12 protein-coding genes are annotated in these 11,570 nt (G+C 71.4%); 1 reads left to right on the top strand and 11 read right to left on the bottom strand.

From position 1 onward, the window contains the following. Positions 1-12: 12 nt before the first annotated feature. Complete coding sequence (locus BMW88_RS28005; protein ID WP_089955981.1) at positions 13-1,254, bottom strand: AAA family ATPase; 1,242 nt, start codon at positions 1,252-1,254, stop codon at positions 13-15. A 36-nt stretch (positions 1,255-1,290) separates the two neighbouring features. Then, complete coding sequence (locus tag BMW88_RS44075) at positions 1,291-1,422, bottom strand: hypothetical protein (protein ID WP_274534349.1); 132 nt, start codon at positions 1,420-1,422, stop codon at positions 1,291-1,293. An 851-nt stretch (positions 1,423-2,273) separates the two neighbouring features. Here BMW88_RS44075 and BMW88_RS28010 point away from each other — a divergent pair. Then, on the top strand, positions 2,274-2,777 hold the full coding sequence (locus BMW88_RS28010; protein WP_089955983.1) for a winged helix-turn-helix transcriptional regulator: 504 nt from the start codon (positions 2,274-2,276) through the stop codon (positions 2,775-2,777). Between the two features lie 32 nt (positions 2,778-2,809). On the opposite strand, the gene BMW88_RS28015 is transcribed toward BMW88_RS28010, so the two are convergent. From BMW88_RS28015 to BMW88_RS28055, 9 genes are all read right to left on the bottom strand, one after another. Next, positions 2,810-5,923 (bottom strand): BTAD domain-containing putative transcriptional regulator, encoded by a 3,114-nt coding sequence (locus BMW88_RS28015; protein WP_245778104.1) that lies wholly within the window; start codon positions 5,921-5,923, stop codon positions 2,810-2,812. A 198-nt stretch (positions 5,924-6,121) separates the two neighbouring features. Further along, entirely contained in the window at positions 6,122-6,547 is a 426-nt protein-coding gene (locus tag BMW88_RS28020) for a hypothetical protein (protein WP_089955988.1), read from the bottom strand. A 50-nt stretch (positions 6,548-6,597) separates the two neighbouring features. Then, entirely contained in the window at positions 6,598-7,077 is a 480-nt protein-coding gene (locus BMW88_RS28025) for a pilus assembly protein TadG-related protein (protein ID WP_245778105.1), read from the bottom strand. Beyond that, positions 7,074-7,481, bottom strand: coding sequence for a pilus assembly protein TadE (locus BMW88_RS28030; protein ID WP_245778106.1), 408 nt, complete (start codon positions 7,479-7,481; stop codon positions 7,074-7,076). Before BMW88_RS28030 ends, BMW88_RS28025 begins: the two co-directional genes overlap by 4 nt. A 141-nt stretch (positions 7,482-7,622) precedes the next feature. Further along, on the bottom strand, positions 7,623-8,072 hold the full coding sequence (locus BMW88_RS28035; protein WP_089955990.1) for a TadE/TadG family type IV pilus assembly protein: 450 nt from the start codon (positions 8,070-8,072) through the stop codon (positions 7,623-7,625). A 5-nt stretch (positions 8,073-8,077) separates the two neighbouring features. After that, on the bottom strand, positions 8,078-8,236 hold the full coding sequence (locus BMW88_RS28040; RefSeq protein WP_342715249.1) for a hypothetical protein: 159 nt from the start codon (positions 8,234-8,236) through the stop codon (positions 8,078-8,080). Between the two features lie 80 nt (positions 8,237-8,316). Next, complete coding sequence (locus BMW88_RS28045) at positions 8,317-9,210, bottom strand: type II secretion system F family protein (RefSeq protein WP_089956185.1); 894 nt, start codon at positions 9,208-9,210, stop codon at positions 8,317-8,319. Between the two features lie 5 nt (positions 9,211-9,215). Beyond that, positions 9,216-10,139, bottom strand: a complete 924-nt coding sequence (locus BMW88_RS28050) for a type II secretion system F family protein (protein ID WP_089955993.1) — start codon at positions 10,137-10,139, stop codon at positions 9,216-9,218. Beyond that, complete coding sequence (locus BMW88_RS28055; protein WP_425434697.1) at positions 10,127-11,500, bottom strand: TadA family conjugal transfer-associated ATPase; 1,374 nt, start codon at positions 11,498-11,500, stop codon at positions 10,127-10,129. The genes BMW88_RS28050 and BMW88_RS28055 overlap by 13 nt, the downstream gene beginning before the upstream one ends. Positions 11,501-11,570: the final 70 nt, after the last annotated feature.

The raw sequence follows: 11,570 nt of genomic DNA on the forward strand, positions 1-11,570 counted from the left end.
GGTGGGTTGGGGTCAGGGTTTGGTGGTGATGCGGGCACCGAGGGCGAGCGGGGCGACGGTGCGCCCGAACGCGTCGCGCACGACGGCGGCGACGGTGGCGCGGTCCTCTTCCGGCGCGATGCCCACGAGGTTTCCGGCGGCGGCGTCGGTGCCCAACACGGCGGCGATCTTCTTGAACGCCAACAGCTCGCGCAGTTGTGGTGCCCACCCGACCTCGCCCCGTTCCTGCCGGGTGGCCAGGTTGCGCGCCACGCGCACCGCCTTCTTGTCCACGCCCAACTGGTCGGCGAGGTCGTAGTCGCTCGACACCTGAACCTGCACGGAGAACCGGGACGCCAGCGCGTCGGTGAGCACCGCGCCGTGCACGCCGGGGTTGTGTCCGGCGACCACGTAGAACCCCGGCGTGGCGTCCACGACCTCGCCGCCGTTGGCCTTGATCACGATCTGGCGGCGTCCGTCCATCGCGGGGTAGACCACGGCGAGCACGGTCGGCGGGATCAGCGTCGCGTCGTCGATGAACAGCGGCACCCCGTCACGCATCGCGCGGACCAGCGGACCGTGCACGAACACGAACTCGCCGTCCGGGGTTTTGGTGTAGTCGCCCACGAAGTCGGCGACCACGGTGTCCCCGTCGCCCTGAACCGTGATGCAGTCCGGGAACGCTGCCTCCACCACCGACGTCTTGCCCGTGCCGGGCGGTCCGTACATCAGGGCGGCGACCCCGGCGTCACGCAACCGCCGCAGCGCGGTCACGTCCGGCATCCCGGACAGCAACCGGGGGTGGTAGTCCATCCCGTTGGGGCGTTTCACCGGACCGGTGATCACGCCCGCCGACCCGGCGGCCGACCCGCCTGCACCCGCCGGGGCGGGCACGGGCGCGGCGGGCGGTGCGCTGGTGGTCGGTTTCGGGGTCTTCGGGCGGGACGTGCGCGGTGGGGCGGGGGTGATCGTGGGCGCGGCAGCCGACGCCGTGGTCGCGGTCGCCCGGTAGGCCAGTGGGGACGTGGAAGCGACCTCGGCCTCCCCCCGGTCCGCGAGCACTTTGCACGCGTTGCCGACCGCCCCGGATGACCGGTTCAGGGTGTGCGCGATGGTGCGCGGGGTGAGTTCGGTGCCCGCGTTGTCGGCGAGCACTTTGGCGACCATCGCGCGGAGTTCACCGTTGCCGAGCCGTTTCGGCGCGCCCGCCGGGGCGGTCGGCGTGGTGGTCGGTGCCGTGGCGGGCGGCGCGGCGGGCGGGGTGGGCGTGGTCATCGCGGGCGTTCCTTTCAGGTGTGCGGGGGCGGCGGGTCAGGCGGCGAGCGCGGACTCGGCGGCGGTCTGGTGCCGTTCGGCGTCGGTGTCCGCCGCTTCCGGGGTGGCGTGGTCCGCCGACCATCCGCAGTAGCAAAACGCGGTGGCGGTTCCGTCGTCATTCGTCACGGTGTCGGCGTAACACATAATTGGCTCCCATTTTCGACATGGCTCGCGCCGGGCGTGGTATTCGGTGTGGTTTCGGTTCCTCCGGCGACAATTCAATTATGACTCTGCGTCGCGCGTCATGCAATAGGTTTGGCAGCTCATTTTCAAGACTCTTTTCGATTGACGCCGTCGCCGCCATTCCGGAATCCCCACCCGGCGCGCGTGCTCGCGTTTCCGACCGAAATGCGACCACGTTTCCGCAGGTCAGAGCGTAACAAGCGGCGGGAGCTGACCAGAAAGCCAGAAGCCGGCAGCGCGCGTAGAATTCAAAGAGAAAGGGACGGGGAGATATCAGGAAGGGAGTAATCGAACCAAAAAGAAGGCAATAAGGAGGCGGGGACAACCGTGGAGCCGACACGGCAGGCAGCCGGCCACCAGCCCGCCCCGATGTGTTCACCGGCTTGTGGCCAAGCGAGTCTGGGATACCAGCGGATCCCCCTACAGGGCCCCTGACCCGCGTTTTCGCTGGCCGGAGGGGGTGGCGCTCTAACAGGATCCCCAACCTGATCCCCAATGTGATCCCCCGTATGAACCCCCAACGGAAGTGACCGTACGCGCTGTCGATCTCCATACTGACTACATAGAGTGACATCTCACCAGAGTTGAGCTGAGTAGGATTACGGTGGGCGACTTCGGCCGTTTGGCGTAACGTGGGAAGCTCGACACTCGTCGCCAGGGGAGGCGGAGGGTGAAGGAGCGGTCGCGCTGAGCAGGCGCGATCGCCTCGACGGCAGGCTCGGGGAAGGGCCTGCCGCAGGACGTGACGAGCGGGCGCGCAGTGGGGGCCCGGTCAGCGAGCACGGGGAGGCGCGGTGACGGAGCGAGATGACAGGGTCCTTCGTGGACTGTATGACCTGAAGAACCTTTTCGGGGACAAGTGGGTACCCGCCATCCTGGTGACACTCCGGGACGGCCCGCTGCGTCGGGTAGAGATTCTTTCCACGGTCAACTCGTATTCCATCGACGAGAATTGGACGGACAAACACGCTGTCCTGCACGATAGCATTCTGGCGCGCACATTGAAAAAGATGCGCGAACAGGGTCTCATCGTTCGCGAGAGTTGCGATAAGTCTTTTCCGCCGGAAGTCGCGTACTCGTTGACTCCGGCGGTCGCGGAGGTGTTGACGCTGGCAGAGCCTCTGATCGAATGGACTCGTGCGCATCCGGAATTGCTCTCGCAGGCGCAAGCGCACAGCCGTCACAGTGGTGCGGAGACGTCCATTCTCGATGATGTCGTCGATCTCGACTCCCCGACCGGGGCCGGTCGATTCCACTCCTCCGACCGTCGCCCTCGTGCCGGTGGCGCCGTCGGGTGACCCGGCGCCGCGCACGAGGCCGCCGGCGGGGTTCATCCCGCTCGGCTGTGCCCGCGGTCGGCTCGTCCCGGTTCGCCGGGGGCATCGTGGCGACGACGTAGCCGGTCGGCCAGGTCGACGGCCTGGTGCGTGGGCCGATCGTCGACCTCGGCAAGCCGTGTGGTGAGCAGGGTCAGGGTGCGCGGGATGGCGTCGAGCTGTCCGAGGCGTTCCTGCAGGCGCATGATGTCGCGGTAGATCAGCTCGTTGTGCGGGTCGAACGCACGCGCGATCTCGAGCAGGTCCAGCGTCTGCTGGGGGTCGTCCTCGACCAGGGCGCGGGCCAGTGCGGCGACGGCGTCGATGGCGTCGCGGCGGATGGCCTCGCGGGCGGTCTCGATCCAGTCGGTGGAAAGCCCGTCGGCCAGAGGGCCGGTGTAGCTGTCCACGATCCGCCGATACGCCTCGACCCGATCGGCGTCGGTGACGGCGGAGCGGCGGGCTGCCACGGCGGCGGCGAAGTGGTGGTAGTCGACCTCCACCAGGTCGGGATCCAGCCGGTAGCGGCCCTCACCGACCACCACGAGATCGGACAACACGTTGCCGGTTGCCGCGGCCAGAGCTCGACGTAGACGCGAGAGCGAGGTGTTCATCGCGTTGGTGGTCCGCTCCGGCGGGCTCGTGGCCCACAGGGCGGCGATGAGCGCCTCGCGGCTGGCGCCGTCGGGGTGCAGCGCCAGAAAGACCAGCAGTTCGCGCAGGCGGGGCTGGAACGCCGAGGTGATCTCGCGTTCGGCGGTGCCTCCGTCGGGTGTTGCCGGCGTGGGACGCCACCACACCCGTGGCGGCCCGAGCACGCTGACGCGCAGCGGCGCGGACGATGCCTCGCGCGCCTCGGCGGGGCCCTGTGGCTCGCTCCCCGTCGACAAGCCGTGCCGGTGGCCTTCACCGGCATTGTGGGCTGCTTCGTCAGTGTCGGAGCGAACAGGCTGGACGGGACGCAGCCGAAGACCCGGTGACGTCGCGGGCGCGGGCTCCGGCCGAAGGATCTCCAGCTCGCCGTCGCCTCGCCGGTCGTCATCGCCTGGGGCTGTCAACAGCTCCAGGTCCGTGTCGGCGACCGGCGCCTGGGTCGTGCCCTCGGCGAGCGTGTCCTCGGGCACCGCGTGTCCGGGATCGTGGGTGCTTGCGCCGCGGTCCACCACGGTGTCCAGGGGCTTGGCGGTGACGGCAACGGAATCGTCCACGACGACGTGAGGACGCGGCACGACAGCCGGATGCGGTTCGTCGACGGCGGTCTCGGTGAACTCGGGCTCGTCGCCGGGGTTGGCGTGGCGCAGCAGGTCCATCAGGTCGGCGAGGTGGTCGTCGCCCAGCTGGAATACACGCGCGCCGCGCAGCGGCTCGCCGAGGCCGGGGCTGGTGGTGGAGATGGTGCCGTCGTCGCGGACGTAGGCGCTCACCCCGGCGCTCCACTGGCCCAGCAGCAGCCCGGTCACGCCGACGGTTGAGCCGTTGTCCAACACCGCCTGCAGCCTGCGGGCCTGGCGGCCGGGTGCGCGGGCCGCCAGCACAACGGGCCCCCAGGGTTGACCGGTGGACGGGAGCTGACCGACCCGCACCAGCGTCTCGGATTCCAGCATGTCCAGTGCCGCGTCGAGGTCGGCTGCCACCCGTACACCCGCCGGCAGCGGTGCCTGCGCCACGCGCCTGCCGAACAGCGCCGCGAGGTCGTCGGCCGGCACGATGACCGTGGCCGGCCTGTGCGTAGTGGTGAAGGCCGTGCTGAGGATGGCCACGAGCAGCGCACGGACCGCGGCGGGGGCGCCCGCGCCGAGCAGGCCCAGGCCGTGCGCTGCGGCCAGGTCCACGGCGATCTCGCGGCCGTCCCGCACACCGACCGACAGAACCGGTGCTTCGTCGTCGGGAACGTCGGCGGCCTCGGCATGGGTGCCGAGGACGAGCGGCGGTGCCGGTGCGCGTGGTGGGCGCTCGCCCGGCCAGTCGAGGTCCACTTCGTCGTCGGCGCCGGTGTCGTCGTGGTCGGCACGCAGGTGTGCCAGCCGCAGCTGGTAGACCACCGGGGCGACGGGTAGGTCGCTGCGGTCGCCGCTACCGGGCTGATACCGGCGTCGATTGCGCCGCCGGGCCGCGACCAGAGCGGCGCTGACCGCCGCCGCCAGGCCGAGGCCGACGAACAGTTCCTCGCCCCAGCTGATCCCCGGCTCGCCCACCGCGTCGGTGCTCGGCGGCGCCTGGGTCGCCGGTGGAGCTTGAGTGGTCGGTGGGGCTTCGGTGGTGGCGGGTGGCTGGGTTGTGGAGGGGGTCGGTGTCGTCGTGCTGCTGGGCGGGGGCTCGGGTGGAGGGGGCGGAGTTTCTGGTGGTGGCACCGGGGCGGTGGTCGGTGGGGAGCTGACGGTGGCGTCGTCGGGCAGGGCCATCTCCTCGCCGGGGAAGATCAGGCCGGGGCGGGTGAAGGTGCCGCCATTCGGTTGTGGTTTGCCCTTGTTGAGTGCGTAGATCTCCGGCCAGCGGTTGCCGTCGCCGAGGGTGCGTTCCGACATCCGCCACAGCGAGTCGTACACGCCGGTGGCGGGGTTGTACGGCAGCACCACCGCGGATTTCGCGCGGCCGGGCTGCTGCTCCGCCACGCGGCTCGCGTCGTGGTGATACGGCGCGCTGTGGGCGACCGGTCGCACCCCGGTGAACTCCGCTTGTTCGGCGGGTGTGTTCCAGGCGGGAGCCGTCGCCACCACGTCAGCAGCGGCGCCGCCCGCAGCGGATGGGCTCATGGTGGGCAGGCCGGCGCGTTGACCGAGGATGGAGATCAGGACCGCGCCGACGAGCACGGCCGCGATCCGGTGCACCGGTCCGGCCGCGGACAGGTCGGGCATTCTGGCGTCGCGGGCGATCTCGACCGCGCAGCGGGCGACGTCGAGGGCGAAGAACGCCCACACCAGCCAGGTCAGGCAGGCGAGGAAGTCCAGCAGGAACGTGGTGGTCATCGGGCCGAGCAGGACACCCTGGACTTCCGCCCAGGAGGGCAGGTGGTCCGGCAGCGGCCAGCCGACGAAGTGCGTCAACGCCGACGGCAACCCGGCCAGCAGCGCGACCAGAACGGCAGCCGCCAGCAGTCCGCGCACCAGCAGTCCGAGCCCGCCGAGCACCCGCCCGGCACCGTGCCACGTCCGGCCTCGCGTTCGCGGTGGCCGACGCGGCTTGCGGCGGGGGCGATGCGGTGATGCGGCCATGACGTGCTCGTTTCCTCAGCAGACCTGGACGTGTTCGCTCGCCACGCCGTCACGCGACGGCGATGGGCCGGCGTCGTCGGCGAACCTTGGGTGCTGGGCGGTCGCGAGCACGGGTCAACTCGCCTGGGCCACGAGCCGCTCGGAGGTGTCCGGCCCTGTAGTGGTCGAACCCTCGCGTGAGTCGGGCGCCTGCCCCTGCGTCGGCGTCCTCGGCCCCGAAGCACGGCGCGTGTCACTCTGCGTGCCAGGCACGACTGCGGCTTTCCTGCGCTTGCCGCGGCCGGGCTTGTGCCCCGCGAGCCACCCGGTGAGGTCGGACGGTTTGAGGTCGGTGAACGCCGCCAGCTCGTCGACGTCGATGACGTCCTGGGCGTCGGCCACCACCTCGCCGAGCTCACGCTCCACCTCGGCGAGCTGGGCGACGATCTCGGCTCGGCGTTGGGCGAGCTCGCCGACCTGCTGCGCGGCGGCAGCCCGCCGTGCGCTGCGGGCGGTGTCGGCCTCCTCGACGCGCTGGCGGATCTCCTCGGGCGTTGCCATGGTGCTTCCCTTTCTCTGCGATGCGGTATTCACGGCGGGCGACAGTGTGGTCATGGATCGATCGCGGTCACCCCACGCTGCGGGTGTGCGCTGCCCTGCCCGTGCACTTGGAGCGACCCGATGCCGACCAGCCCGAGCAGCTGTGTGGTCTGCGAGGCGGTCACGGTGACCGTGACGGTGTCGCCGGAGACGGTCACCGTGCCGGAGGCGCCCTCGGCGGCCAGGTGCGCCTGGGCGTTGGCGACCGCCTGGGCGGGCACGAGCTGCACGGTGCCGTTGCCGCGGTAGGCGGTGAGGTCGATGGCCTGGGCACCGGCGCGTGCGGCGGCCTCGGCCTGGCCGTTGGCCCGCACCTTGGCGGCCAGTGCGAGGCCGCCGTCGAGGGTCAGGCCGGCCAAGGCGAGGATGCCGACGGTCAGCGCCAGGACGAACGCGGTCGCTCGGCCCTCGTCGGCGTGCCACCACCGCAACCGCATGCGCCACCAGGTCGCCCACCAGCTGCGCCGCGAGTGGCGGCCTCGGCGGGTCATGTCTGGCTCCCGGTGGTCAGGGTCGACCGCCACAGGTCCACAGGCTCCACAGACGTGGCCGACAAGGTCTTGCCGCCGGGCACACTGAGGATGAGCGCATCGCCGAAGTCGACGGCACAGGACACGGTCACGCTCACCGTGCCGCCGGGACGCAGGCCGCCGGTCGAGGTGCTCACCGACAGGGACGCGCAGGTCACCCCTGCCGAGGACAGCGCGCTCGCGGCGGTCGACTGGGCCGCGGCGGTCGCGGCCGTCGGGGTGCGTTCGATGCTGGCGGCGCGGGCCGCTTGGTGGGCGGCGTCATCGATGCGGATCCGCGCGTCCACCCCTCGGTCGATGACCACGCCGACGAAGACCAGCAGCATGACCAGGAACGGCGCGGCGATGGTGACTTCGGCGGCCACCGAGCCGTCATCAGCACGCCACCAGGCCGCCCACCCCCGCCGACCGGGACGCACGCGGCGGTGACGCCGTCCTGGGGCCGTGACGGGTGCACGGAGCGGCGGCGTCGTCCGTGATGGCATTGTCTGCGGTGTCATCGCGGGTCACCCGCTCGCCAGATCGGGGACGAACCGTTCGACGGGCCCGACGGCCTCGGCGTGCACGGGCAGGCTCAGGAACGGCACGACCGAGGTTGCGGTCCCGCTGACGCGCACCGACGCCGAGGCCGCTGTCCGGTCGGATGTGACGGCGGGGCCGGTGAGCGGGCCGCTCGCGAGCTGGTCGAGCAGTTGCTGCGCGCTGGACGTGCCGGCCGCGGCGGTCCCGTTCTGGGACCGTGCGACCGCGAGTCCCTGTGAGGCGGCGGCTTGGGCGATGTGGGTGGCGTGTGACCAGAGCGCGAACTGCACGATGGCCAGCAGCATCAGCAACAGCAGGGGTGTCGCGATGACCAGTTCCGCGCTGACCGACCCACGATCACCGCGCAGCGCTCGGCGGACTCGACACCATCCGGCACGAGTCGCTGGTGACCGCTTGCTGTGCTTGTGGCTCATGGGGATCACATGGTGATGCCGTTGGCCTTCTCGGTGACCTTCGCGACGACGATCGCGATCACCGCGAGCGCGGCCACGACCATCAGCGCGGTCACCAGGACGGTTTCGGTCGAGTAGCCGGCCTCCGGCTGGCGTCGCAGCTCCTCCCACCGTGCTTGTATCACTGTCCACAATGTCTCCACTTGTGTACGCATCGTGTTGTCCTCCCTTGTCGTTCGCGTTCGGTCGTTGTCCGCGCGAGATGTCACAGTCCATTGAGGACCTGCGTGAGTGCGGGGTAGGCGATGAAGGCCAGGAACCCGAGGAACAGCGCCATCACCGGCAGGCTCATGCGTTCGGTGGCGGCTTGGGCGTCACCTTCGGCCTCGGTGATCTGATGGGTTCGCAGGGCTCCGGCCTTGGCGGCCAGGGAGGTGCGGACCTTGGCGCCCTCGGTGCCGGCCAGGCTGACCGAGGCCGCGAGCTCGGCGAGCTCGGCCACGTCCAGTTCCTCGCCGAGCTGGCGCAAGGTCGCCCACGGGGTCGTGCGCGTGAGGCGAGCGGTGTCCAGGGCGCGGCGGATCTGCTCGAACGCCCACCCTCGTCCGATGTTCACCGAGTCGCCCAGCGCGCTGTCGACCCCGGCTCCCCCGGCCAGGGTGATCCACACCAGGTCCAGGTAGGCCGAGAGCGCGTGGCGGAACCCCGTGCGCAGCTTCGCGGCTTCGGAGCGGGCTTGCAGGTCCGGCAGGACGAACCCGACGGCCGCCAGGACGAGTCCGGCGATGATCGGGAACTCGAAGCCGGGGCCGAGACCGGCCACGGTGAGGACCACGGTCAGCAGGACGGGCAGAAGTAGCCCGGCGACGGTGAGCGTGGCTTTCTCCGCCAGGTGGGTCGAGGTCGAGCGGCCGATGACCGCCAGGTCCTTGGCCAGGCGCGGACCAGGGAGCCCCAATGCGCGCAGTGGTGCGACGGCGGGTCGGCCGAGCCGGACGGCCCAGCCGGTGTCGTCGATGGCGAGGATGGGTGCCGGAGCGGGTGGGGCGGTGGCGTGGGCCAGGACCGCGCCGAGGGCCGGTCGTGGCGGGAACAGGTAGACCGCCACGGCCCACAGGCCGATCCCGGATCCGATGCCCAGGGCGATGTGGGTGATCACGGCGTTCACTCCTGCCTCGCGGTCACGAGACCCCGTGCCGAGCTGGTCGCCGAGCCCTGGTCGGCAGTGGAGAGGAAGCGGCCGGGCTGGGCGACGCGGGCGATGCGGTTGAGCCACGCGAACCCGACGGCGAAGAGCCCTCCGATGCCCAGCAGCACGATCTGCCCGGCGGCGCTGTCGTAGGCGCTCATGTAGTGGCGGTTGAGCAGGACCACGGCGACGGCGAAGGCCAGGGTGGTGCCGACGATGACGCGCACCGAGGTGCGGGTGCGGGCGCGTCCGGCCTCGACGCGCATCCGCATCGAGGCTTGCCCGCGGGCGGCGTCGGCCAGCGAGCCGAGCAGATCGGCGAGCTGTCGGGTCTGTTGTTCGGCGGCCAGCAGCAGGGCGGCGATGACCAAATCCCCGACTGGGTCGTCCAGGCGTTCGCCGAGACGGCGCAACGCGGGCGCGAGCCGGTCGCCGTTCTCGATCCCGGCGGCGAGCTCCCCGACCTCGCCCCGGATCGCCGTCGGCGCCAGTGGCGCCGTGGCGAGGATGGCCTGCTCGAGCCCCGCGGCGGCCGACAGGGTGTCGCGGAGCATCTCGGTCCAGGTGGCGATGGCCTCGATCCGCGCGACCCGGCGTGCGTGCTCGGGGTCGCGGCCCAGCACCCGCGGGAGCGCCCAGGCGGCAAGGCCGGCCAGGACGGCGCCGACGACCCAGCCGGTGAGCAGACCGGTCACCACCCCGGCGGTCACGGCGATGGCGATCCGCAGGCTGCGGTGCTGGTCGACGGTCCCGGCCGCGCGGGTTCGGGTGCGGCGCTGACGCTGGGGGTCGGTGCCGCGCCAGCCGAGGACCACCAGCAGCAGGCCGAGCCCGGTACCGACGCCGAGCAGTGCCGCGGTGGCGGTGGTGGGGCTGAGGGTGATGTTCACGGCCCCCACCAGCCTTCGGGGTTCTCCAGCACGGCGGGGTCGAAGCCGACGTCGGCCAGGTCGTCGAGGGTGTCGCTGCGCAGCGCTCCGGCCACGGGACGGGCGCGGCGGTCGGGGCCGGGGCGGTAGACCTCGTTGGAGATCACCTGCGGGCCGTCGGCGCCGACGACCTCGCGGATCGAGGACACGACACGGGTGCGTCGGTCCTCGGCGCGGGCCAGGTGCACCACGAAGTGCACCGCCGAGGCAACCAGCAGATTCGTGGCCTCCAGCGGGAGCCGCTCGACGCCCTGGGCGGCGTAGGAGGCCAGGCGGGTGAAGGCGATCCGGGAGCTGGAGGCGTGCAGGGTGGCCATTGAGCCGTCGTTGCCCTGCGACATCGCGTTGCACATCGGGATGACCTCGGGACCGCGGATCTCACCGACGATCACCCGGTCCGGCGACATGCGCAGACCCCACCGCACCAGTTCGGCCTGGCTAATAGCGCCTTCGCCTTCGACGTTGGCTTCGCGGGCCTGGAAGGCGGTCACGTCGGCGTGGATGTCCGGATCGTGGTCCAGGCCGAGCTCGAAGGCGTCCTCGATGGTGACGATGCGCTCCAGCGGATCCATCTCGCTGGCCAACGCGCGCAGCAGCGTGGTCTTGCCCGCGCCGGTGCCGCCGGTGATCAGGACGTTCTTGCGGGCCTTGACCAGGGCTCGTAGGAACGCCTCCAAGCCGGGGTCCAGGGTGCCTCGGCGTCGGAGTTCGGGCAGGGTGACGGTGAGGTAGCCGTGGCGTCGGATCGACAGCGCGGTCACGCCCCCGGCGGTCAGGCCCATGACGGCGAACAACCGTTCACCGCCGGGGAGCTGGAGGTTGACCGCCGGGGAGCCCTGGTCGAACCGCCGCTCCTGGCTCGACGCGCGGGCGGCGAGCAGCCGGACCAGGTCGGTCAGCTCCTCGTTCGAGCCCGCGATGGGGGCGACGGGTGCGCGGCGGCCGTCGTTGTACTGGACGAAGACCCGATCGAAACGGTTGGCGTTGATCGTCTCCACGGTCGGGTCGTCCAGCAGCGGCTGGAGCCCGGCCATGCCGAACAGCTCGTTGACGACCTCCCCGACGACGCGCTGTTCGACCTCACGGGGCAGCAGCTGCCGGCCCGCGGCCAGCTCGTTCTCGGTGTGCACGCGCAGCGCCTCGTCGAGGATGCCGCGCGCCAGCTCACGCCGGGCCTCACGGCTCGCGGTCGTCCCGGTGCGGTCCTGCTGATCGGCAACCCGCTGCGGAAGCTCGGCGTTCAACCGCTTCCTCAGATGCTGCCGCAGCCGTGCCGTGGCGGCCGAGAGGTCAGCAGCGTCCTCGTCGCTGCTCCATCCCAGCGGTGGCACACCAGCGTCGTCGGGTGCGGCGCTGCTGAACGGGGCCGGTCCGGACGGCTGGTGGGGGCGCAGCGGAACC

The organism is Lentzea xinjiangensis (genome assembly GCF_900110955.1).
Taxonomy (GTDB): Bacteria; Actinomycetota; Actinomycetes; order Mycobacteriales; family Pseudonocardiaceae; genus Lentzea; species Lentzea xinjiangensis.